General features: G+C 65.3%; 18 protein-coding genes. 9 read left to right on the forward strand and 9 right to left on the reverse strand.

Annotated elements, in window-relative coordinates; all coding sequences use genetic code 11:
* Positions 1-9 precede the first annotated feature (9 nt).
* Both folD and EN786_RS18945 read right to left on the reverse strand, forming a co-directional pair.
* Positions 10-909 carry a bifunctional methylenetetrahydrofolate dehydrogenase/methenyltetrahydrofolate cyclohydrolase FolD gene (gene folD, locus EN786_RS18940; RefSeq protein ID WP_128346721.1) on the reverse strand — a complete coding sequence of 300 codons (900 nt, stop codon included), beginning with the start codon at positions 907-909 and terminating at the stop codon, positions 10-12.
* A 209-nt stretch (positions 910-1118) separates the two neighbouring features.
* On the reverse strand, positions 1119-3485 hold the full coding sequence (locus EN786_RS18945; RefSeq protein WP_127311379.1) for a GumC family protein: 2367 nt from the start codon (positions 3483-3485) through the stop codon (positions 1119-1121).
* 203 nt (positions 3486-3688) lie between these two features.
* Between EN786_RS18945 and EN786_RS18950 the strand changes: the two genes are divergently transcribed.
* Positions 3689-4984 (forward strand): lipopolysaccharide biosynthesis protein, encoded by a 1296-nt coding sequence (locus EN786_RS18950; RefSeq protein WP_127284529.1) that lies wholly within the window; start codon positions 3689-3691, stop codon positions 4982-4984.
* 12 nt (positions 4985-4996) lie between these two features.
* Here EN786_RS18950 and EN786_RS18955 read toward each other — a convergent pair whose 3' ends face one another.
* The 3 genes from EN786_RS18955 to EN786_RS18965 are packed head-to-tail and all read right to left on the reverse strand — an operon-like array spanning position 4997 to position 7868.
* Positions 4997-5920 carry a DUF6492 family protein gene (locus EN786_RS18955; protein ID WP_127311380.1) on the reverse strand — a complete coding sequence of 308 codons (924 nt, stop codon included), beginning with the start codon at positions 5918-5920 and terminating at the stop codon, positions 4997-4999.
* Complete coding sequence (locus EN786_RS18960; protein WP_127284527.1) at positions 5917-6699, reverse strand: WecB/TagA/CpsF family glycosyltransferase; 783 nt, start codon at positions 6697-6699, stop codon at positions 5917-5919. Before EN786_RS18960 ends, EN786_RS18955 begins: the two co-directional genes overlap by 4 nt.
* On the reverse strand, positions 6696-7868 hold the full coding sequence (locus EN786_RS18965; protein WP_127284526.1) for a glycosyltransferase family 4 protein: 1173 nt from the start codon (positions 7866-7868) through the stop codon (positions 6696-6698). Before EN786_RS18965 ends, EN786_RS18960 begins: the two co-directional genes overlap by 4 nt.
* Positions 7869-8039: 171 nt before the next feature.
* On the opposite strand from EN786_RS18965, the gene EN786_RS18970 reads away from it, so the two are divergent.
* The 3 genes from EN786_RS18970 (at position 8040) to proC (ending at position 11214) form a co-directional block, all read left to right on the forward strand.
* Positions 8040-9038, forward strand: a complete 999-nt coding sequence (locus EN786_RS18970) for a glycosyltransferase (RefSeq protein ID WP_127392855.1) — start codon at positions 8040-8042, stop codon at positions 9036-9038.
* Entirely contained in the window at positions 9007-10326 is a 1320-nt protein-coding gene (locus EN786_RS18975) for an O-antigen ligase (protein WP_127284524.1), read from the forward strand. The genes EN786_RS18970 and EN786_RS18975 overlap by 32 nt, the downstream gene beginning before the upstream one ends.
* Before the next feature lie 72 nt (positions 10327-10398).
* Complete coding sequence (gene proC, locus EN786_RS18980; RefSeq protein WP_127284523.1) at positions 10399-11214, forward strand: pyrroline-5-carboxylate reductase; 816 nt, start codon at positions 10399-10401, stop codon at positions 11212-11214.
* 2 nt (positions 11215-11216) lie between these two features.
* Here the strand turns inward: proC and EN786_RS18985 are convergent, their stop codons facing one another.
* The 3 genes from EN786_RS18985 to EN786_RS18995 form a co-directional block, all read right to left on the reverse strand.
* Complete coding sequence (locus EN786_RS18985; RefSeq protein ID WP_127284522.1) at positions 11217-11609, reverse strand: type II toxin-antitoxin system VapC family toxin; 393 nt, start codon at positions 11607-11609, stop codon at positions 11217-11219.
* The gene (locus EN786_RS18990) at positions 11609-11851 is read right to left on the reverse strand and encodes a type II toxin-antitoxin system VapB family antitoxin (RefSeq protein ID WP_127284521.1); all 243 of its coding nucleotides are present in this window, start codon (positions 11849-11851) and stop codon (positions 11609-11611) included. Before EN786_RS18990 ends, EN786_RS18985 begins: the two co-directional genes overlap by 1 nt.
* 117 nt (positions 11852-11968) lie before the next feature.
* Positions 11969-13282 (reverse strand): NAD(P)H-dependent oxidoreductase, encoded by a 1314-nt coding sequence (locus tag EN786_RS18995; protein WP_127284520.1) that lies wholly within the window; start codon positions 13280-13282, stop codon positions 11969-11971.
* A gap of 559 nt (positions 13283-13841) precedes the next feature.
* Between EN786_RS18995 and EN786_RS19000 the strand changes: the two genes are divergently transcribed.
* Genes EN786_RS19000 through EN786_RS19015 form a run of 4 tightly spaced genes read left to right on the forward strand, consistent with a single transcriptional unit; the run spans position 13842 to position 19393 of the window.
* Positions 13842-15299 (forward strand): TolC family protein, encoded by a 1458-nt coding sequence (locus EN786_RS19000; protein WP_128273918.1) that lies wholly within the window; start codon positions 13842-13844, stop codon positions 15297-15299.
* Between the two features lie 29 nt (positions 15300-15328).
* Positions 15329-17461, forward strand: coding sequence for a type I secretion system permease/ATPase (locus EN786_RS19005; protein ID WP_127285476.1), 2133 nt, complete (start codon positions 15329-15331; stop codon positions 17459-17461).
* Positions 17462-17475: 14 nt separating this feature from the next.
* Entirely contained in the window at positions 17476-18765 is a 1290-nt protein-coding gene (locus tag EN786_RS19010; RefSeq protein ID WP_127285477.1) for an HlyD family type I secretion periplasmic adaptor subunit, read from the forward strand.
* The gene (locus EN786_RS19015) at positions 18755-19393 is read left to right on the forward strand and encodes a ribbon-helix-helix domain-containing protein (RefSeq protein ID WP_245478319.1); all 639 of its coding nucleotides are present in this window, start codon (positions 18755-18757) and stop codon (positions 19391-19393) included. The genes EN786_RS19010 and EN786_RS19015 overlap by 11 nt, the downstream gene beginning before the upstream one ends.
* A 17-nt stretch (positions 19394-19410) precedes the next feature.
* On the opposite strand, the gene EN786_RS19020 is transcribed toward EN786_RS19015, so the two are convergent.
* A complete protein-coding gene (locus EN786_RS19020) occupies positions 19411-20421 on the reverse strand; it encodes a transglutaminase-like cysteine peptidase (RefSeq protein ID WP_127310611.1) in 1011 nt (336 codons plus the stop codon).
* A 324-nt stretch (positions 20422-20745) separates the two neighbouring features.
* Between EN786_RS19020 and EN786_RS19025 the strand changes: the two genes are divergently transcribed.
* A partial coding sequence (locus EN786_RS19025) for a VCBS domain-containing protein (RefSeq protein WP_210235145.1) occupies positions 20746-22749 on the forward strand: 2004 nt, incomplete at its 3' end.

A 22749-nucleotide genomic window follows, 5' to 3' on the forward strand; every position in this document is an offset into this window, starting at 1 on the left:
GCTTCCCGGTCAGAAGGACGGCCGCTTCAACCCGGCCGCAAGGTAGGCGGAAGCTACAGTGTTCGCCATCAGCATGGCAATGGTCATCGGCCCGACGCCGCCGGGCACCGGGGTGATGGCGCCGGCCGCCTTGGCGGCTTCGGCATAGGCGACGTCGCCGACGAGGCGGCTCTTGCCCTCGCCCTTCTCGGGCGCCGGGATGCGGTTGATGCCGACGTCGATGACCGTGGCGCCGGGCTTGACCCAGTCGCCCTTGACCATTTCCGGACGGCCGACGGCGGCGACCAGGATGTCGGCGGTGCGGGCAAGCGCCGGCAGGTCCTTGGTGCGGCTGTGGGCGATGGTGACGGTGCAGTTGGCGGCAAGCAGGAGGTTGGCCATCGGCTTGCCGACGATGTTGGAGCGGCCGACGACGACGGCGTTGAGACCGGACAGGTCCTTGCCGCGCACGCGCTCGATCAGCAGCATCGAGCCGGCCGGGGTGCAGGGCACGAAGGCCGTCTCCAGCTCGCCGGTGCCGAGCTTGCCGACATTGATGAAGTGGAAGCCGTCGACATCCTTCTCCGGCGCGATGGTCTGGATGACCTTGCCGGAATCGATGTGGCCGGGCAGCGGCAGCTGCACCAGGATGCCGTGGATCGACGGGTCGGCGTTGAGGTCACCGATGATCTTGAGCAATTCGGCCTCCGAGGTCTCGGCCGGCAGCGTGTGCTGCAGCGAGTGGAAGCCGCATTCCTTGGCGGTGCGCGATTTCGAGGCGACATAGACCTGGCTCGCCGGATCCTCGCCGACGATCACCACGGCGAGGCCGGGCTTGGTCGCGCCCTTGCCCGCCAGTTCCGCGGTCAGTGCCTTGACCTTGCCAACCACGTCTTCGGCGACGCTCTTCCCGTCAATCACTTCGGCCATGAACCACCTTCAACTCATCCATCAAAGCACGTCGCATCCTTGGGATTCATGCGACCGCCTTGTCTCATTGTTTCACAGACCCGAAACCCGCGCGGTTCGGGCGACATGTCGAGCGGCATTTTCACGAAAATTCCGGCGGGCAATCCCGTCAAAACGCCGTCGCATGCCGTAAACTCGAAACCGGCCGCTTTTATCGGATGGGGCGGGATTTAGAAATAGCGGCGGTTCGAACGGCTTTCGGTGAGCTCGCGCACCGCTTCGCGGAATTCGCGCAGGCTTTCGCGGATCTCGTCGATCTGGCCTTGCTGCTCGTCGGTGTTCGGCGCCTGCGGCGCCAGTTGATCCCGAGGATTGGTCCCCTGCCCGCCAGACGAAGTTGCCGCCGGCGGATAGGCATGGCTGGCCGGCGGTGTCTGTTCGGGCCGTGCCGGCCGATAGCCGGGCTCATTGTCATAGGCCTGCGTGCGCGGAGAGGAATAGGTGGCCGGCCGCCGAGGCGGCTCGTCCTGCTGGAATTGACGCGGCTGATAGGCCGCGGGCCGTTCCGTGACCTTGCCGGGATCGACGTGCTTTTGCCTTTTGCCGGGCATCATCCCGCGCACTGCCGAAAGCAAGGCGCCAACCGGCCCCGAACGTTCAGCCCCGGTGGTCGCGGCGGGCGATGGTGGAGGCGGCAATGGAGCGCGCGGCTGCGACCGTGGCAGCGGAACAGGCGGTGGCGCCCGATAGACCTTGTCTTCGACCGCCGGCTTGTGGTCGTCGTTTGCGCGGCGACGCGAGCGCGAGGTCGCGGTTTCGCGCAGGCTCTCATAGGCGCCGCGCATGCCGCCGAGCCCGACACCCGCAGCAAAACCAAGCAGCAGGCCGGCAAGCGCCAGCATGGCGCGCGACGGCCCCTTGGCCTCCAGCGGTGCGAAGGCCTTGGAGATGACGTTGATGTTGGCGGTGTTGATGTCCTTCTGCTCACCGGTCTCCTTGGCGCGCAGCAGGAAAGCCTCGTAGACCGAGCGCTTGGCGGCGGCCTCGCGTTCCAGCTCGCGCAGCGAGACCAGGGCGTTGTTGACGTCGCCGCTCTGCACCTTGGCCTGCGCCAGGCGGGAGGCAAGATCCTGCTCCAGCTGGACCGAGCGCTTCAGGTCGACCTGCAGCGAAGAGGCGATGCGCTGCAATTCGCCGGCGATGCGGTCGCGCGCGCCGGCGAGCTGGGCGCTGAGCGCCTGCAGTTCGGGATGGCGCGGCCCGAGCCGTACCGCGGCGCGGTCGGCTTCCTGCTTCAGCGCCGCATATTGCGCGCGCAGCTCGCCCATGGTGTTGGAGTTGATCTCCTCCGGCAAGGTGCCGTTGAGGACCGAATTGACGCTGAGCGAACGCGCTGAAGCCGCCCGCGCGTTGAGTTCCAGCGTGCGGGCGCGGGCGACGGAAAGCTGCTCGTTGAGCTTCAGCATCTGGTCGTCGCTGATCAGATGGCCCTGCGCGTCGACGAGGTCGTGCGTGGCGCGGTAATCCTCGACCTTGCGCTCGGCAGCCTCGACGCCCTTGCGCAATTCGTCGAGCCGCGCGGTCAGCTCGTCGGTGGCGCGGCCGGCGGTGTCGGACTGGATCTGGCCGAAGGTCTGCAGGAAGACGTCGGTCATCGTGTTGGCGATGAGGGCCGACTTCTCGCCATTCTGGGTGGTGGCGCCGACCGAGATGACGAAGGTCTTGCCGCCACGCTCGACCGACAGGCTTTCCGCCAGATTGCCGACGGCGAGCGCACGGCGGCGGCCCTCGTCGGCGGCTCCGGCATCATGGCGCGACAGGATCGAACGGATCATCGACATCACGCCGAGACCGCCGGAGCCTTGCCCGTTGAACTCGGGATCGTTGGTGAGGTTGAGCTTGTCGACGACCTTGTTGAGGACCGTGCCGGAGGTAAGCACGCGGACCTGGTTCTCGACGATCGCCAGCGTCGCGTCGGACGCGACAACGTTCTGGGTGAGATCGCGATCGGTGAGCTTGAGGTCGCGGGGATCGACGATGAGCTCGGCGGTGGCCTCGTATTTCTTCGGCGTCGACAGAGCGATGGCGACGCCGAGCGCCGCGCCGAGGATCGTCGTCGAAAGGATCAGCGCCTTCGAGCGGGCAATGCCGCGCACGACCTGCATCGGGTCGATCAGCGGCTTCCACTGCTGGTCGTCGGCATCCTCGAGTGCGGGCCGGCGCGCGTTCGAAGCCTGTCGCGGATCGAGCGCGGCCTGAGGCGCGCGACCATGCGAAAGTTCCTCCGGCTCCTCGCGCGCATGCGTCTGTGCGTAACTAGTTCGCGCGGTCCAGTCATCCCCGATGCGCGGCTCGTGAGATATCGGTTGGTGGTCGGCCTGAAGGCCGCCCGGCTCCGTGTCGGCGGACGGTGCCGAGCGGGTCTCGCGCTGCGCGCGTGCAAGCCGGTGGCGCTCCGCCGCATCCTCGCGCCACGACTGGTTCGCGCGGTCGCCGATCGCCACCAGCGAGGCGTCGTCCTCGCCGCGCATGGCCTCACCGAGCGCCAGCAGCGAGCGCTCGCGCCTCCAATCCTCACGGTTGTCCCTGTCGACCATTGTCTTGGAGCTTTACTCTTCGGCGGCTTGGGAGAGGCGGTCGGCCAATCGTTAAGTCACGCTAAACAGGCATAGAAAACAAAAGGTTAATTTTCGGTCCCGGAGAGGAGAGTTTTCGCGCTTTGATTGCATAGTTTTCGAGCGCAATCGAAGCCGCTCCAGAACGGCACGTTAAGCTTTCCGGCCTATGGTCCGGCGCACCTATGACCCAAGCCAGCGACATAGAGCAGAGGCGGAGCCTCGCCCGGATCGGCGCCTTCGTGGCCGCGCGCCGGAAGCTGGTTTTCGACTATTTCTCGGCGATCAGCGGCGCGGGCGGGCGGCTGGTGTTCTCGCTCGCCTATTTCATCGCGCTCGCGAACACGCTGTCGATCGCCGAATTCGGCATGTTCGCCACCGCTTCGGCGGCGGGCGTCATGCTGTCGCGCATCCTCGCCTTCGGCTTTATCTCGGCGCTCTACCGCACCGCCACGATCCGCCCCAATCTGATCGGCGCCTTCACCGCCGGCTTCCTGCTGCTCGGCGCCGTCTCGCTGCCGGTGCTGGCGGCGGCATCCTACGTCGTCTACCTGATCTTCTTCGCCGGCGCCGTGCCGCTGCCGGTGTTCGCCGCCGTCGTCTTCGCCGAGGCGCTGCTGTGGCGGCCGGTCGAGGTGGCGCTGATCGTCAACAACGGGCTCGGCAAGTTCGGCCGGGCCGCCGTGCTGGCGATCCTGGCGACGGCGCTAAGGGCGCTCGGCGCGGTGCTGTTCATGCTGGCGGCGCAGCACAGCGTCGGTGTCTGGTCCTGGTATTATATCGGCGCCAACGCGGCTTCGCTCGTCATCGCCTTCGGCTTCTTCTATCCGCGACAGCGGCTGCGGCTGCGCATCGAGCTTTATCTCAGGCGGCTCGCCGATTCCGTCTATGTCGCCGGTGCCGAGGTGCTGTTCTACCTGCAGATGGAGTTCGACAAGCTGCTGGTGCTGTCGATCGGCGGCGCTCATCTCGCCGGCATCTACGCCATCATCATGCGCCTCGTCGACCTGACGGCGATCCCGATCCGCACCTTCTCGATGATGCTGGTGCAGCGGATGATGCGGGCACCGGAGCTCTTGTCGCGGCTGGCCGTCAAGAGCGGCATCGAGGGCGGCGTGTTCCTGGTCTCGACGCTGGCGCTCGCCGCGCTCGGCATCGTGCTGCATTTCTTCCCCAACGCGCTGGGCAGGAATGTCGCGGAGGCGGCGCCGCTGGTGGCGCTGGCCATTTGCGTGCCCGGCCTGCGCAATCTGGTGGAATACCAGGCCGAGTTGCTGTTCGCGCGCGGCCAGACCGCCGTCCGGGCGCTCAATCTCGGCCTGCTTGCCGGGCTGAAGGCGGTGCTCCTGATCTATGTGCTGACGACGATCGCCGACACGTCCAATCTGGTGCTGTCGCTCAACGTCGTCTTCCTGCTGCTCTATCTCGCCTCGGCGTTTCTCACTTACTCGGCGATGCGCAGGCCGGCCAAGGCCATCTAATTCCTGCCTAGGCTAGTCGAGATCGATCAGACGGCGGATGCGGCCGATGTCGGTGCCGATGAAGGACTGCATGCCGATCGCCACCTGTTCGGGTGCCATGGCGGCGACGAAACGGCGGAAGTCATCGTCCGACAGCGCCTCGCCGGTCCAGTGGACATGGCAGAATTCTTCCGAACCGTGGAAATGGCCGGCGCCCTCCAGCACCTCGTCGACATAGCGGCCGTAGATCATGCATTCGGAGAACCGGCGCGCCGAGCCGAGAACCGCGACCCAGTCGCGGCCATGCAGCTTCTCGATCCGGTCGCACATCGCCGTCACGGTTTCGCGGCGCCAGGCGATCAGCGTCGAGATGTAGTCGTGGGCAGAGACTTTCGAGGCGTCGATGCCGAGCGTCGCGCCGGCATTGCGCGACCAGATGCGATGTTCGTCATGGCCATCGTTCGCCAGGACGCCGTCGCGCCGGAACAGCCGCACCTTGCCGTCGCGCCAGAAGGCGTTCGCGTCGAACGGCCGGAGGAAGGCGACGTCGGAATCGCAGAAGATCAGCACGTCCTCCGCCGCGTGCGCGGCGATGGCGATGCGGCGGAGCTGCTGCACATGCCAGCCACGCAGCGGCTGGGTCTTCAGGCTGAGCCAAACGCGGCGGCGAAACAGGCTGAGCGGGTCGTCGAGGACATGCAGCCAGCGCGGCAGCAGATCGCGCTCGTCGACGACGATGCGGCGGGCGTTCTCCAATTGGCGAAACAGCGCCACGTCGCGATGCTCGACCAGTATGTAGTGGCGCGCGACACCGGAAAGCTGCCGGTCCATCGTCTCGCACAGCAGCCGGCAGCGCTCGAAATCCGGCGCGTAGCTGGCGGTCACCACCGCGGCCGTCGGCGCCTGCGGAAGCCGCTGGACTTCTGTCGCTGCACCCGGGACGAAGCGGCTGTTCAAGGACGCGCTCCGGCGCCCGAGAGTTTCTGCCTGGCGACGCGCCACAGGAACAGCGGATTGCCGACGACGTAGCGGCGCCAGAGGCGACCTGGCTCGATCAGCAGCCGGAACAGCCATTCGAGCCTGAGACGGCGCATCCACGGCGGCGCGCGCGGCACCGTGCCGCTCAGGAAATCGAGCAGCGCGCCGACGGCGATCGGCAACGTGCAGTGGCGGGCATCGATGTGGCGCGCGATCCACAATTCCTGGCGCGGCACGCCCATGGCGACGAGCAGCACGTCCGGCCGCAAGGCAGCGATCCTGTCGACGATCGTCGGCTCCTCGGCGGCGGAGAAATAGCCGTCATGGATGACCACGAACCTGTGCTGCACGGCGAGCGCGGCAAGCTTGACCGATGCCGCCTCGGCGTTGACGCGGGTAGCGCCAAGCAGGCCGACGGTCAGCGGCCGCGACGAGGCCTGCAGGAAGGCAGGCACGAAGTCGGTGCCATTGAGGTTGTCCGGAAACGGCGCGCCGTAGAGCAGCTTGGCCGCCATGTCGACGCCGATGCCGTCGGGCAGGATGAGGAAATCGTCCAGCGCCTCGGCGAAGACCGGATCGGTGCAGGCGATGTTGGCATTGTGGGCATTGAGGAAACTGACTTTGGTGAAGCGCCGCTCGGCGACCAGCCGCGTCAGCAGCGCGATCGCGTCGTCCCAGCGGATGGCGAGCACGGGAATGCCGAGGATGGTCTTCAACGTGTCGGACCCGAACGCCTTGCGGGTGGCGTGCATGTTCATGCGAACGCCTCCTGCCGGACCGCACCGAGCTTCTCCAGGCCGAGCCTGATCGCGGCATCGAGCGCCTTGACCTGCCGGCGATGGAAGGCGCTGCCATCGACATCCCTGCCCTTCGCGGCGGCGGCCTCGAGCGCGGCGGCAAAGGCGATCGGATCGTCGGTGACGACGCAATTGTCCGGGCGATGGCCGATGCCGCGCAGCGAGCGGCTGGTGGCGACGGACGGCAGGCCGAGCTCGAAAGTCTCGATGGTCTTGAGCTGCACGCCGCTGCCGGCGGTGCTGATCAGCGGAATGACGGCGGCGGCGCGCACGAAGTCCTGCGCGTCGGGCACGCGGCCGACGAATTCGACGCCGGGATGGGTGGACGTGATGCCCGAGGGCATGCCGCCGGCGATCCTGATGCGGAAATCGGGCCTCAGGTGCGGTACGACCTTTTGCAGGAACCAGTCGAGCCCGATGCGGTTCGGCTGCCAGGTCCAGGTGCCGATCAGGGCAGCGTCACAGTCGATGCGCCGCGAACCGGCCGGCGCCGGCGCAAGGGTGCGGGTCACCAGCGGCAGCACGGCCGAGCGATCGGCGGAGGCGACGCCCAATGCCGCGCGGTCTTCCTCGGCCAGGGTGAAGACGAAGCGCGCCTGGCGGCAGAGCCGCTCTTCCATGACCTTGAGCAGCCTCGCCTCGCGGCGAAACAGGAACCGCTGGAGCAGGCTTCGCGCATTGGCGGCGTTCTCCTCGGCCGAGCGGTGCTCGACATTATGAGCGACGAAGATCGACGGCCGGTCGCCGAAGAGCGTCTCGAAGGCGCCGGCGAACTGCACCGAGTTCAGGACATAGCCGTCGACCGGGCCGGCGCGCCCGATCGCGGCACGGACCTCGGCATCGGAAACGACACGCAGCTTGGCCGAGGCGAAGGTGAGGCCGGAGACCATCGCCTTGGCCACCCAGGCGAGCTTCTGCAGCGGCGCTGCGCTTTCGGTACGCACGTCGACGGCGCCGAGCACGATGGTGTTGTCGGGATCGGCCGCGGGCTTTCCCGGCCAATTGAAGCCAACCACGGTGACGCGCACGCCGGCGCGCCGCAACGCGTCGATGATCGCGGCGTTGGCAATCTCATAGCCCGAAGCGAGAGCGCCGTCGGGCACGATCGATGTGGCGAACAGCAGATGCATCTCACCTATCCAGTGCAACCCAGATAGCAAAGCGGGGTGAACCCTTGATTAAATGAACCCGATCGTCACCGGGAGTCTCGGTTTCGCGGACCCCGCCGTGAAAGGTGATTAACGAAACGTTATCATCGCGATGCTATCGAGGGCCAAAATCACCCCTTGCGGCTGGAGCGCATGATCCCCTTGCCATCGGACGGTTCTGTATCGATCGCGGGACGCTCGCCTGGGCTTGCCGCCGAGACGATCGAGGCGGTCGTCACGCTGCCGACCTTCAAGCGGCCGGAACAGGTGCTGGCGACGCTGGCGTCGCTGAAGGCGCAGCGGACCGCGAGACGCTTCGCCGTCATCGTGATGGAGAACGAGGCCGAGGCGCGCGACGGCGCCAAAGCCGTGATCCCGTCCTTCGAGCGCGGCGAGATGTCAGGTCTTGTCATCGTCGCGCATGAGCGCGGCAATTGCAGCGCCTACAATGCCGGATGGCAAACGGCGATCCTGCATTTTCCCAACTTTCGGCACCTGCTGGTCATCGACGACGACGAAATCGCCGACCCCGACTGGCTGGAGCGCATGTGCAGGGCAGCTGAAACGCTCGGCGCCGACATCGTCGGCGGCCCGCAGGTGCCGGTGTTCGCTGAGCCGGCGCATGCCAGATGGGCCGAGCACCCGGTGTTCGCGCCGCCCCACCGGGAGACCGGACGGGTTGCCGCGCTCTATTCGTCCGGCAACCTGCTGGTCGGGCGCCATGTGCTGACCGCCATGGGCCCGCCCTTCCTCGACCTCCGCTTCAACTTCATGGGCGGCGGCGATTCCGATTTCCTCAGCCGTGCGGCCGCCAAGGGTTTCGTGCTCGGCTGGTGCGCCGAGGCCAAAGTGCACGAAACGGTGCCCGCCCGGCGCGTCGAGGCAGACTGGATCCGCGCCCGCAGCCTGCGCAACGGCGTCATCTCGACGCTGGTCGAGAAGAAGAAGCGCGCCGGCACTCCGCTTGCCGGCGCAAAAGTGTTCGCCAAGAGCCTGGCGCTGCTTGCCGCCTCGCCGCTGCGCGGCGCCGTTCGGCTGGCGCGGACGGGATCGTTGGCGACGGCGCTCTACCCCGTCCATGTCGCGCTTGGCCGTGTGATGGCCGAATTCGGATATGCCAATGAGCAATACCGACAGCCTGAGAAGAACTGAGCGGGCGCCGCTCAGCGCGGCATTCACCCGCGCGGGCGTGGCGACCGCGATCGCTGCGCTGTTGTTCACCGTCATCCTGGTGTCGTTCCGGCCCTTCCAGCCGGCCGGCGCCGAGTTGACGGGCCAGGGCGGCGACATCGTCAATCAGCTGGGTTTCAGCTCGCTCGGCGCGATCTCGATCTTCGCGCTGATGGCCTTCGCCGACCCGCGCGTGGCGCGCTCGCTCTTCAGCCCGTCCTGGATGCTGATGCTCGGCTGCTTCATGCTGTCGGTGGTGCTGGCGACCGACCCGCCGACCGCGATGCGCGCCGCCTCGTTCACGCTGATCGGCATCCTGACCATGGCGACGATCCTGGCGCTGCCGCGCGACGCCGATAGTTTCTCGAAGGTCGTCATCTTCACCGCCGTCGTCGTGATCGGCCTCTCCTATGTCGGGCTGATCGTCTTTCCGCATGAGGCGATGCACACGGCCGACTCGCAGGAACCCGAACATGCCGGTCTCTGGCGCGGCGTCTTCACCCACAAGAACATCGCCGGGCCGATCATGGCCTGCTTCAGCTTCGCCGGCCTCTACCTCTACCGGCGCGGCGACAAGCTCTGGGGCGCCGGCATCTTTGCCGCCGCCATGATCTTCATGCTGCACACCGGCTCCAAGACGACGGTCGGGCTGGTGCCGTTCTCGATCCTGATCGTGGTGCTGCCGAGCCTGATCGGCATGCGGCTCGGCACACCGGTCCTGTTCGCGCTGGCGATCATCGCCACGGCGGTTGGCACGCTGGGCATCGTCTTCATCCCGCCGGTGAAGCACCTGGCGGCTGTCTATTTTCCCGACCTTACCTATACCGGGCGCACGACGCTGTGGGAGTTCGCCGGCGACATGCTGGCGAAGAAGCCATGGACCGGCTACGGCTATGAAAGCTTCTGGGGAACGCCGCTGCTGCTCAACCAGGATCAGCCCTTCGACCGGCCCTGGGACATCAGGACCATCGTGCACGGCCATGACGGCTATCTCGACATCGCGGTGCTGATGGGAATCCCGGCGCTCTGCGTGGCGGTCTACACCTTCCTGATCGCGCCGCTGCGCGACTACATGCGCATCCCGCTGCGCAAGGAGAACATCTATCTCGGCGACTTCTTCATGATGGTGCTGCTGTTCGCGGCGCTGAACGGCTTCCTCGAAAGCTTCTTCTTCCGCCGCGCCGACCCAGTCTGGCTGTTCTTCGTGCTCAGCGTGCTCGGGTTGAGGCAGGTGTCGCTGCGGCCGCTGGCGGTGCGCCGCCCTTCCTGACCTGGCTTCGACGGGGCTTTCCCGCCACGCCGCAAGCGTCTATGGGAAGGCCGTTCCTGCGGAGGCTTCCAAATGACGATCAGGCTTGTTCTCGCCGGCTGCGGCAATATGGGTTTCGCCATGCTCTCGGGCTGGCTGAAATCCGGCAAGCTTGCACCGCAATCCGTGTTCGTGGTCGAGCCCAATGACGCGTTGCGCAAGCGGGCCGAGGCGCTGGGCTGCGGCGTCGCCGCCGATGCCGCCGGAATTCCAGCCGATGCGGTGCCTTCCCTCGCCGTCATCGCGGTAAAGCCGCAAGTGATCCGCGAAGTGACAGCTGCCTACACGCGTTTCGGCGATGGCCGCACCACCTTCCTCAGCGTTGCCGCCGGCACACCAGTCGCCACGTTCACGAGCATATTGGGCGACAGCGCGCCGATCGTGCGCTGCATGCCGAACACGCCGGCCGCCATCGGCAAGGGCATGATGGTGGTGTTCTGCAACCCGCTTGTGTCGGACGAGACGAAGCGTTTCGTCGCCGACCTGTTGTCGGCCAGCGGCCAAGTGGCCGAGATCGACGACGAGGGCCTGATGGACGCGGTGACCGCGGTGTCCGGATCCGGCCCGGCCTACATCTTCCATTTCATCGAGGCGCTGACGGCTGCGGCCGAGAAGGCCGGCTTGCCGGCCAGGACCGCCGGCCTGCTCGCCATGCAGACGGTCTATGGCGCCGCCTCGCTCGCCGCCGAAAGCCACGAGGATCCCGGCGTGCTGCGCCAGCAGGTGACCAGCCCGAACGGCACGACGGCGGCCGCCCTTGGCGTGCTGATGGGCGGGGAGCGGCTGACCAAGCTTTTGACCGAAGCGGTGGAGGCGGCGCGGCTGAGGTCGATAGAGCTCGGGAAATGAAACTAAGCGAGATCGGTTCGCGAGAAATCGTTGCCCCTGTAGAGCAGCGGCATGCCGTGACTTTTCGCGCAGGCATAGGAGAGGCAGTCGGCAAGGTTAAGCTGGGCTGGATGCCCACGCCCCTTGCCATAGTCTGAAAAGGCCTTGACCGCGAGTCTGGCTTCGCCGGCGCCGATCGGTACAATCTCGATATTGGCCTCGTGCAGGAACGCCCCGATCACCGTCTCGGCAACCAGCGGCTCGACCGAAAGCTTGGTAGACAGACGCATAGCTGCTTCGAGCACCACAAGTGCTGAGGTCATCCTGCTCGGCGCTTGCTCGATCCGGTTACTCCATTCGTCGGCGTCCTGTTCTCCCGATAGAATAGCGACAACCACCGAGGTGTCGACGAACATCAGGAATGTCCCCACATCTCGTCGATCTCGTCCTTGCTCATAGCCCGGCCGCCCTGGCCTGCCTTGGCCCGGAAGTCCTCGGCGATGACGGCGAGCCGTTTGGCGAGAGGGATGCGCTGACGTTCGCGCTGCAATTCGGATTCGAGAGCTTCGATAACCGCCTCAGTCATCGAAATCTTGCGCTTCTCGGCAAGCCGTCTTGCCAATTCGCGTGCGCGCGGATCCCTGATCTGGAGATTCATCTGCCGGTTCCAAAGCGTCCTTGTCACTACAGTATAGTCACTTTGTCATGGCAAGGCCAGCACGTAACGTCACGCGGCTGAGGCAAGCATGGTGAGAGTCCCGATATTTGGAGGATCTTAAGCCCCGTACAGCATCTCGTCCTGCTTGCGGCGCAGGGCGTACAGCCTGGTCGTCTCATCGGGCGCGGCATTGTCCGCCGTCAGCAGTTCGCCCTTTCGGACCGGCTTCAGCACGTTGCCGCCCTCGAGCAGGCCGACCGGCACGGCGCGGGTGGCGCGGGCTTCGGTGACCGTCATCGTCCAGGAGCGGTAGCAGGTCTCGCCGATGGCGTCGAAGGTCTCGCCCGCTGTCAGATCGCGCTTTGCCACCGCGCAGACCTCGGCCACCGGTTTCGGCAGCGGCACCATGTCGGGCCGGCCGTGGAGCACGATGCGGGCGGCGGTCAGCGGCACTTCCAACGAGGTCAGGTGATAGGGTCGGAAGAAGCTGTAATAGGGGCCGTGGCCGACATGCAGGTCGTCCATGCGTTCGATGACGCGCGGATGCGTCGCCTCTACGATGACGAAGACGCCGGGCGCCACGCCCTTGCCGATCGTGTAGTCGACAACGCCCTTTTTCGACAGGATGCCGCCATCCTCCTTCGGGATCAGCACTTTGGCGAGTTCGTCGCGGTCGGCCTTGGGACCATGCATGCCCGGAACATCCGGCACCAGACCGGTGGCGTTGGCGATGGCGCACATCTCGACCATGGTTTTTGAGCCGTCGACGAACTCGACCAGCATGCGCGGGTTCATGTTGCGGCGCAGCGCCTCCTCGCGGTAGTCGTCCGGCACCGCGTCATGGTTGAGCGGATTATTCTTGCCCTTGCCGGCCGAGACGATGGTGTAGCCGAGCGCCGAGGCGAACTCGATCAGCTCCATGCAGCTCGACGGCTCGTCGCCGGCGCCGACCGAATAGACGACGCCGAGCCGGTCGGCCTGCTGTTTCAGATAGCAGCCAATGGTGACGTCGGCCTCGACATTCATCATCACCAGATGCTTGCCGTGCTCCATCGCCATCAGGTCGAAATCGGCGGCGACGCCGGGTTTCCCCGTTGCGTCGATGACGACGTCGATCAGTGGATTGGTGACCAGCATCTCATTGGAGGTGATGGCGATCTTGCCGCCCTCGATCGCCTTGCTGACCTTCGATGCGGTGTCGGCCTCGGCCGCCATCGCCTCGTCGCCATAGGCGATGCGGATCGCCTCGCGGGCGGTGTGCGGGCGCCGCGTCGAGATGGCGGCGACCGAAATGCCGGGCATAAGCATGCCTTGCGTCACCAGATCGGTGCCCATCTCGCCGGAGCCGATGACGCCGATACGCACCGGACGGCCCTCGGCGGCCCGTCTGGCGAGATCGCGGGCAAGCCCGGTCAGGGCGACATTGGTCATGCGGAAACGTCCATGCTTTTTGATTTGAAGCGGCAATAACAGGCAACCGCCCTTCATTGCCAATGAAACCCGCAAAACGGCGACAATTTCTCTGGGATTTAGCGCAATTCCAGGAAAGCGCGCCGCGGTTTTCCCTCCGCATGGCGCGTTCTTACGCCAGCACATGGCATCATGATGACCGACCCAAGCAAGTCTTCGCGCCGTGCCCCGAAAGCGCGCCGCCCTGCCAAAGCCGAAACATCGATCGGCGCCGGTCGCGATTCTACGTGGACGCGGTTTTGTACTTTGCTTGGGGGGCGGGTACTTGTGCTCCTTTCAAGGCAACTGGCGTTCCTTTCGCGCCAAATGTCGAGCAGCGGCCCCTACTTTCTGTGCCATTTTTGCTACAACCGCCGTGTGTAATGACGGGAATCCCCGCTTTCGGCGGCCCCTATTTCATTAAGTGCTCACATCCTCGAAAAATCTGGTAGATACTCGTCCCAAGCTCCGGTGGCAGGCTTGGGCAAAAAGCGCCTTACAAAAAAAACAAGGGCGCTGGGATAAAAGTCACGGGGTTAAAATGAACAGGACGGGTAAGGTCACCGTTGGCTGGCGTATTGCGCTTGCCATCACAGTTTCGATGCTGGCTTGTGGGACTGCCAGCGCGCTCACACTCAAGGAAGCCATTGCAGTCGCGGTCGAATCCAATCCGGAGATCGGCCAGGCCATCCAGAACCGCGAAGCAATCGAATTCGAGTTGCGGCAGGCGAAGGGTCTCTACCTTCCCAGTGTCGATGCCGAAGCATCGGCCGGTGTCCGCCGTCTCGACAATCCGGACCGGCGCGCCCTTTCCATCGAGGATGACGCGCTCTATCCGGCCGAAACCGATCTGACGATCTCACAGACGCTCTATGACAGCGGCGGACGGCGAGCCGAATTGAACCGCCAGGCCTCGCGCGTCGACGGCGCCTCGTTCCGAGTTCTGGAGCGGTCCGAATTCATCGGCCTCTCGGTGGTCCAGGACTACCTCGAATACATGCTGCAGGGTTCGATCGTTGCCGAGGCGAAAAAGAACCTCGGCTTCCATCAGGCCATTCTCGGCGACATCCAGCAAGGCATCGCCGGCGGCGCGCTGAACGAGGCCGACCGGCAGCAGGCCGAGGAGCGGCTGTTCGCCGCCAAGGCGCGCATGCAGGAGGCCACGGAGGAACTGGAGGCGGCCAAGATCCGGTTCTTCAAGACCGTCGGCAAGCCGCTGACCAATGCTTCGCGGCCGGGCGATGTCTCCGCGGCGCTGCCGCGGTCGCTCGACGAGGCGATCGGGCTGGCGCGCGAGAACAATCCGCGCGTTCACATGGCCAACAGCGATATCGACGCCGCCGCCTCGCTGGTGGACGCCGCACGGGCGAAATTCGGACCGTCGATCATCGCCGAGGGCCGCGCCCGCGCCGGTTCCGATATCGACGGCAGCGATGGCGACACCACCGACCTGCAGGCGCGGGTGGTGCTGCGCTGGAACCTCTATCGCGGCGGCATCGACAAGGCCAACGAGCAGGAGCAGATCCGCCGCACCAGCGAGCAGCGCCTTGCCCTGCATCAGGTCCTGCGCGAGATCGAGGAAGCGGTCCGCACCTCCTGGGACCGCCGCTTCCGGCAAGCCGATCTGGCGAAGACCCTGAAGCAGCAGGCCGCCGCCAACGAAAGGCTGGTCGGGTCCTATCGCGAGCAGTTCAAGGTAGGCCAGAGATCGCTGCTCGACGTGCTCGATGCGCAGAACACGCGCTTCAACACGGCGACGCTGGCGGACACAGCGTCCTATGCCTCGCTTTTCGCCCAGTACCGGCTGCTGGCGGCGACAGGTGAGCTGCTGAAGACGATGAACATCCAGCCGGCGAAGCAGTCGACGGCCTATGCCCGAACCGAGTTCGGCGTGCCGGAAACCGCCGATACCGAAACCTATGCGCGGACCCCGTCGGAGCAGAAGAACGATCTGCCGTTCGACATCCTCGCGCCGGTGAGGAAGAAGCAGCCGATGTAACATCGATCGCTGGTCCTTCGGGGCGGATCGTGAATCAGCAGCCCAATATCCTGTCGCCCAAGGAGGCTTTCAAGGCCTGCTTCTCGGCGATTGCGGCGTATCTCGGCAGGCCGAGCGCGGAAACCGTGCTGTTTGCCGGGGTTCCGATCGCGGAGTCGCGCATCGAGGTCGGCGATATCAGGCATCTTGCCGAACGCATCGGCCTGGAGGTCAGCGAGTTCAACCATCGCGACTTCATGCGTGGACGCATCGACCTGCCGGCGATCGTGTTTCGCGTCAGCCAGTTGCCGGTCGCGCTGCTGGCGGAAATCGACAGCGGCGACTATCTCACCGCGCCGCAGGAAAACGGACGCACCACGATCAGCAAGTCCGAGCTGGCCGAAAGCTACATCAGCGGCGGCGCGTCGTTCTCGATCACCTATGCCAACACCACCGAGGCGATGAAGGTCGGCTCGGCGGCGAAGATCGAAAGGCGGCACTGGCTTACCGGAACCATGGGCGCGTTCTGGCGCACCTATTCGAAGGTCGTGCTGTCGGCGGTCTTCATCAACGTGCTGGCCATCGCCTCTCCGATCTTCACCATGAACGTCTACGACAGGATCCTGCCGAACAAGGCCGTCGCGACGCTCTGGGTGCTGGCGCTCGGCATCGCCGCCGTCATCCTGTTCGACCTGCTTTTGAAGACGGCGCGCGCCTCGCTGATCGACTATGCCGGGCGCAAGGCGGACCTGAGGATATCCTATCTTTTGTTCGAGAAGGTGCTGAACTCCTCGCTGTCGGCGCGTCCCGGTTCAACCGGCGAATACGCAAACCGCGTCACCCAGTATGAATTCGTGCGCGAGTTCTTCACCTCCAACACCATCAGCGTCTTCATCGACACCGTCTTCGTCTTCGTCTTCCTGCTGGTCATCTACGCCATCGGCGGCTGGCTGGTGATCATCCCGGCGCTGGCCTTCGTGATCTCCGTCATCGTCGGCCTGGTGACGCAGCGCCGGATCGGCAAGCGCGTCGCCGCCTCGATGAACGAGGCCGCGCAGCGCCAGGCGCTGCTGGTCGAGTCCATTTCGACGCTGGAGACGATCAAGTCGCTGCGCGCCGAGGCCTATCTGCTGCGCAAATGGGGCGAGCATTCGAAGAACGCCGCCAACACCTCGGAGAAGATCAAGCAGCTTTCGGCCGCCGCCGGCAACATCACCGGCTCCATCCAGCAGCTGGTGACCGTCGCCCTGGTCGTGGCCGGCGCCTATGCCTTCTCCGAGGGCTATGTCTCGACGGGCGCGATCATCGGCACGGTCATGCTGGCGAGCCGGGCGGTGGCGCCGCTCGGCCAGATCGCCATCACGCTCTCCCGATTCCGCCAGGCCATGCTGTCGCTCCGGATCATCAACTCGATCATGGCGCAGCCGGAGGACCGGCCGGATACGGTGGGCTTCGTCAACCGCCCGATCCGCAGCGGCGCGATGATGTTCAAGAATGTCGGCTTCGTCTATCCCGGCTCCGATACCGAGGTTCTGAGCGGGCTGAATATCTCGATCAAGCCGGGCGAGCGGGTCGGCATTATCGGCCGCATCGGTTCGGGCAAGACGACGATGGGACGCCTGATCGGCCGGCTTTTCCTGCCGACCTCGGGAGAGCTGCTCGTCGACGGCATCGACATTCGCCAATACCACCCCTCGGAGGTGCGCGCCGCGGTCGGGATCGTCGCCCAGGCCGGCGACCTGTTTTCGGGCACCATCAAGGAAAACCTTCTGATGGCGGCGCCGGAGGCGAGCGACGAGGAGATCATCGAGGCCGCCAAGGCCGCCGGCGTCGACGAATTCGTTTCCCGTCATCCGCGCGGCTACGACATGAATGTCGGCGAGCGCGGCACCAATCTGTCGGGCGGCCAGAGGCAAGCGGTGGCGATCGCGCGCCTGCTGCTGACCAAGCCGAAGATCGTCTTTCTCGACGAACCGTCGGGGTCGATGGACCTTGCCTCGGAACGGCAGCTGATCAAGCAGCTCAAAGTGGCTTTCGAGCGGAATACGACACTGATCGTGTCGACCCACCGCTTCAGCATGCTGGAGCTCGCCGACCGCCTCATTGTCATCGACCAGGGCAAGATCGTCGCCGACGGGTCGAAGGAACAAGTCATCCAGGCGCTGCAGAAGTCGAGCGCCTGATTGGGACTGGGTAGATGCTTGCAAGAGAAGATCGTCCGCCGTTTTTCGCGTCGGCATCGATATACATCATAGCGGCGCTGTTCGTCGCTTTCGTCGGCTGGGCCTCGTTCGCCGAAGTCGACGAGATCGCGCGCGGCGACGGCAAGGTCATACCCGCCTCCAAGACCCAGATCATCCAGGCCAGCGAGGCCGGCGTGGTCCAGGAGATCGCCGTCAAGATCGGCCAGGTCGTCAAGAAGAACGACCTCATCATTCGCCTCGACAATACGATGAACACCTCCAGCCTTGGCGAACAGCAGGCCAAGGCGCGCGCGCTGCAGGCACGCATCGCCAGGCTCAAATACGAGCAGGGCGGCAACATTTCGGGTCCCTTCCCGTGCCCGGCCGATATCCAGTCGGTCGCCCCGGAAATCTGCGACAATGAGCAGAAGCTGCTCGTCGCCCGGCGCGGCAATTTCGACAACAAGCTGTCGGTGCTCAAGTCCCGCCTCGAACAGCGCGAGAAGGAACTGGACGAGGCGACCGCCAATTTCGACCGCCTGTCGAAAAACCTGGTCGTCAGCGACCAGGAGGCGAAGCTGGTCGAATCCATGGTCAAGAAGGGCCTGATGGCCAAGACCGAGCAGCTCCGCGTCGAGCGCGAGCAGACCGAGCTCAACGGCCAGCTCAATCTCGCCGGCGAGACCATCAAGAAGGCCAAGGCGGCGATCACCGAAGCGCAGCTGCAGGTGGACGAGCTCGGCCTGCAGCTTCAGCAGGAAGCTCTGGACGACCTCACCCAGGCACTGGCCGATCTTTCAGTCGTCGAAGAAACCATTCGCGGCGCCACCGACAAGGTGGCGCGCACCGATATCCGCTCGCCGGTGGACGGCATCGTCAACACGCTGGACCTGAACACCGTCGGCGCCTTCGTCCAGCCGGGCGCGGTGGTGGCCGGCATCGTGCCGACCTCGGAAACCCTGCTGGTCGAAGCCCGGGTCTCGCCGCGCGACGTCGCCTTCATCCGGCCCGACCAGGAAGCGCTGATCAAGGTCACGGCCTACGACTTCTCGATCTTCGGCGGCATAGAGGGAAAGGTCTCGAACATCACCGCCGACAGCCTGGTCGATCAGAAGACCGGCGAACCCTACTACCAGGTGCGGGTCGCGACGGAGAAGTCGACGCTGCAAAGGGACGGCAAGGCCTATTCGATCATCCCCGGCATGATCTGCTCGGTCGACATCAAGACCGGGCGCAAGACGATCCTGACCTATCTCTTGAAGCCGATCAACAAGGCGCGCGAGGAGGCTATGAGTGAGCGATAGCATCATACCTGCCGTCCCCCACCAGGGCGAGCGGCTGCTCCTGCCGCTGACGGCCGAGGATTTCGGGCCGGAATTCCGCGTCGTGGCGCGCGGCGGCGTGCGCCGCGGCATCCGCCTCGAGCGCGCCTTCTGGGTGACGCTGAAGCAAATGGCCGAAAGCCGCAAATGCACCATCGGCATGCTGGTCGACGAGATCGCCCATGCCGAACAAGGGAACCTGACATCGGCGATCAGGGTTGCCTGCATGCGCGGAATGGCTGACGAAAACCTGAGCCTGCGCAAGCTCGCCTCGATCAGGACGATCACCGCCATACTGGTCGCCTGCCCGTCGCCGGCCTTCGCGCTGTCCTCGTCGAAGAAGATCCTGACCTTCAACGCGCCGTTCCAGCAACTGGTCAAGCGCCAGCTGCCGACGGCGCCGAACGACGATGCGCGGCATGACCTGAAGCTGGCACTCGACCTCAACGTGGCCGATATCTTCGCCAGGCTCGAGGCGAATGGCGAGACGCCGGTCAACACCGGCTTCGTCATCGGCGTCGGCGAGCGGCGCTACCGGGGCCAGCTCAACGTGGTGCGCGCGCCGGTGGCGGAGCCGGAATTGCTGATGGCTTTCGTCTTCAACGGCTGACCGCCCGAGCAGACTGCTCAGCGCGGGCCCATGCGGGTCGGGGCTGAGTCCCTGGATACCATCGCCGGCTCCAGGCCCTCGCCGGGGGCAACGGTGGCAAAGCCGCCCTTGATGTCGGCCATCTCGGCGCCGCCGGTCCTTGAGCCATGGATCCAGGCCCGGTCCATGCTGAAGGAATAGAGCGGGACATAATCGGGCAGGTCGCTCTCGCGCCTGACGGCGTTGCCCAGACTGTCGAGGATGAAGGCGCCGCTGGCAGTGCTCACCGATAGCACGGCGTGGAAGAATTTCCGCTTGCGGTCCTGGAGGACGACCAGCGACATGCTCTGCGCCGGAATGCCCGCCTCGAGCAGCGCCGTCATCTTGAGAATGGCAAAATCCTCGCAATCGCCGGCCCGGCGCTCGAGGATTTCCGAGGGCTTCGCCCAATAGTCCATCTTGCCGTAGACGACACTGTCCTTGCGGTAGGCGATCAGGCGGTTGATGCTGGTGTTGACGAAGGCCAGCCTGTCGCTGAACCCCTTTGCCTTGGCGGCATCGACGATCGCGGCAAAGGCGGCGTTCTTGCGCTCGCAGCCGGTGTCGGCCGCACAGCCGACGATCGCCTTGTAGACGGGCGCCCAGCGCGCCGCGACCGGAAAGTTGCGCATCGACAGGGCGACCGAGCCGAACACACCCGGAATGATCGCGGCCGTCTGTATCGGGTCGATGCCGGCATCGGCTTGCGCCGCCGACGAGGCCGCCGAGCGGTCGACCTCGGCGAAGCTGTAGGCGGCGGAGATCATTTCGATCCGGTATGACGCGGCGGGCTGCCAGGGCTGGTATCTGGCCAGCGAAACACCGCCCAGGCTGAGCGGCGCCCGGAGCCCTTCGAGCGGCGCCCGGAGCCCTTCGAGCGGCGCGGCGGGCGAGGCCGAATCACCCGGCATGGCGCTCGCCGATGCCGGCAGCGGCAGGCTGGAGAGCCCCATTGCCAGCAGGAGAATCTTGAGCCCGGCGTTCCCCAGGACGATCTTTTGTGTTTTCATGACGCCCACCTTTGACTGTGGACGCTATCAATCCCGTCTCAAATTATTGGAAATGAAGGTGGATAAATTTAGCGAAATCTGTTTTAGCTACTTTATCTAAAATTTTATTCTTATTTATACTTATATTTATGAAACCCCGCCGCCCGTCGCCGACCAAGCTGGCTCCAGAAGACGGCATGCATATCAGGTTATACCTCGAAGGTTTACCATGCGTAAAAAATACAAAAGTCCGTATATTCGCGTATATGAAGCAGATTGAGAGACGGTTGCAAAGACAAGGTCGTCCCTGTCTCTTTCCGGGAAATACCGGAGGGGTTTCAAGCCATGACGACCAATATCGATTTGGACAACGTTTCAGGTTCCTTTGACGCACATGGAGCATCCAGCGAACATGCCGGACTGACACCGGCGCAGGAGATCCAGGTCGCGCAGGCAGCCTCGACGGGGCAGGCCGCGCCGGCGGATCCGGTGCCGGTCGACGTCGGCAGCGGCGCACCGGTGCAGCCCGAAGCGCCGGCGGCCAAGCCGCCCGCAGCAGGCGCGGCAGCGGCAAACGCACCGGCGGGCGCGGCGCATGACTATGTGGCCGATGCCGGCAACGTCGTCAGGCTTCCGGCCAATGTCTCGATCGACAACATCAAGGTCGATGGCCACAACCTCGTGCTCGTGCAGCCCGACGGGTCGCAGATCGTCATCAAGGACGGCGCCCTCAACGTGCCGACCTTCATCCTCGGCGATGTCGAGGTGCCGCGCGTCGCCCTGATCGCGGCGCTGGAAGCAAGCCATGTCGACGTCGCCTTCGGCGCCGACGGCTCGATGTCGGCCGGATCCGGGAATGGTTCGCCGAACAGCGCGGGCGGAAACTTCTCCGTTCCCCCCGGCGGCATCGGCGACGGCTTCGGCCTGTCGGCTCTGCTGCCGCCGACGGCCCTGCAGTTCGGCCAGCTCGAGCGGCGCGAACTCTTCCCCAATGTCGTGGACAGAGGCGTTTCGGTGGTGGCGGTGTCGCTGCTCACCCCCGACGAGGCAGCCAGCGAAACCGGCATTAACGGCGGTCCGTCGCAGTCGCCCGGCAGCGACGCGCCGAGCAACGCCGAAACGTCGAGCATCGGCACGATCACCGTCGACGCGCCTGACGGAATCGGGTCGATCGTCATCAACGGCGTCACGGTCAGTGGCGTCGGGCAGCAGATCCAGGGTCAGTTCGGCTACATCACGATCGTGTCCTTCAACCCGGTCACCGGTGCCATCGAATACAATTACACGGTGACCGAGTCGGTCACCCATCCCGATCACACCAACGCATACGATCCCAACGATACGGTTCCGGACAATTTCAGCATCACCGTCACGGATGTCGACGGCGATACGGCCAGCACCACCTTTGCCGTCGCGATCATCGACGACGTGCCGACGGCGGTCGCCGACACCGACAGCATCGCGGCCGGCCAGTTCGGTCCGGCGACCGGCAATGTGCTCACCGGCGGAACCGACGCCGCCGACACCAACACGACGGACGGCGTTGCCGACGTCCAGGGCGCCGATGGCGCGACGGTTGTGGGCGTCGCCAAGGGCACGACCAATGCCGATCTGGACAACACGGGCACGCTCAATACGCCGATCCAGGGCGAATACGGCAAGCTGACGCTGCACGCCGACGGCTCCTACACCTATGTGCGCGACGCCGGCACGCCCGGCGGCGTCAACGACGTCTTCACCTACACGATCAAGGACGGCGACGGCGACACCTCGCACACGACGCTGACGATCTCGATCGGCAACTCGACGCCAGAGATCTCCAATCTGACGCCGGAGGCCAATGGCGGCGACGTGATCGTCAATGAAGCGGCGCTGAACGTCGGCACGCCGGGCGGTCCCGGATCCGATCCGGCAAGCGCGGCTGAGACGGGCGCGGGCACCTTCAACATCAATTCGCCCGACGGCATCGCCTCGCTGGCGATCGACGGCCACGCCTTCATTACCAACGGCACCTTCACCGGCGGCTCGTTCACGACCGCGCTCGGCAACACGCTGACGGTGACCGGCTACAACGCCGGCACCGGCGTGGTCAGCTATACCTACACGCTCAACGACAACGAGGCGCATGCCACCGGGCAGAGCACCAACAGCCTGTTCGAGAACTTCACGGTCACGCTGACCGACATGGACGGCCAGAGCACCAATGGCACGCTCTCCGCCAACATCGTCGACGACGTGCCATCGGCCTATGCCAACACCAACAGCGTCTCGGAAGGCGCGCAGGTCTCGGGCAATGTGCTGAGCGACGGAACGCCTGACGTGCTCGGCGCCGACGGCGCGGCGCCCGGC

Origin of the sequence: Mesorhizobium sp. M4B.F.Ca.ET.143.01.1.1, assembly GCF_004792275.1 — a bacterium.
Classification (GTDB): Bacteria; Pseudomonadota; Alphaproteobacteria; order Rhizobiales; family Rhizobiaceae; genus Mesorhizobium; species Mesorhizobium abyssinicae.

Bases quoted from the DNA above. Each gene is read 5' to 3' on its own strand.
- folD (WP_128346721.1), bottom strand. From the start codon at position 909: ATGGCCGAAGTGATTGACGGGAAGAGCGTCGCCGAAGACGTGGTTGGC.
- EN786_RS18945 (WP_127311379.1), bottom strand. From the start codon at position 3,485: ATGGTCGACAGGGACAACCGTGAGGATTGGAGGCGCGAGCGCTCGCTG.
- EN786_RS18950 (WP_127284529.1), top strand. From the start codon at position 3,689: ATGACCCAAGCCAGCGACATAGAGCAGAGGCGGAGCCTCGCCCGGATC.
- EN786_RS18960 (WP_127284527.1), bottom strand. From the start codon at position 6,699: ATGAACATGCACGCCACCCGCAAGGCGTTCGGGTCCGACACGTTGAAG.
- EN786_RS18965 (WP_127284526.1), bottom strand. From the start codon at position 7,868: ATGCATCTGCTGTTCGCCACATCGATCGTGCCCGACGGCGCTCTCGCT.
- EN786_RS18970 (WP_127392855.1), top strand. From the start codon at position 8,040: ATGATCCCCTTGCCATCGGACGGTTCTGTATCGATCGCGGGACGCTCG.
- EN786_RS18975 (WP_127284524.1), top strand. From the start codon at position 9,007: ATGAGCAATACCGACAGCCTGAGAAGAACTGAGCGGGCGCCGCTCAGC.
- proC (WP_127284523.1), top strand. From the start codon at position 10,399: ATGACGATCAGGCTTGTTCTCGCCGGCTGCGGCAATATGGGTTTCGCC.
- EN786_RS18985 (WP_127284522.1), bottom strand. From the start codon at position 11,609: ATGTTCGTCGACACCTCGGTGGTTGTCGCTATTCTATCGGGAGAACAG.
- EN786_RS18990 (WP_127284521.1), bottom strand. From the start codon at position 11,851: ATGAATCTCCAGATCAGGGATCCGCGCGCACGCGAATTGGCAAGACGG.
- EN786_RS18995 (WP_127284520.1), bottom strand. From the start codon at position 13,282: ATGACCAATGTCGCCCTGACCGGGCTTGCCCGCGATCTCGCCAGACGG.
- EN786_RS19000 (WP_128273918.1), top strand. From the start codon at position 13,842: ATGAACAGGACGGGTAAGGTCACCGTTGGCTGGCGTATTGCGCTTGCC.
- EN786_RS19010 (WP_127285477.1), top strand. From the start codon at position 17,476: ATGCTTGCAAGAGAAGATCGTCCGCCGTTTTTCGCGTCGGCATCGATA.
- EN786_RS19020 (WP_127310611.1), bottom strand. From the start codon at position 20,421: ATGAAAACACAAAAGATCGTCCTGGGGAACGCCGGGCTCAAGATTCTC.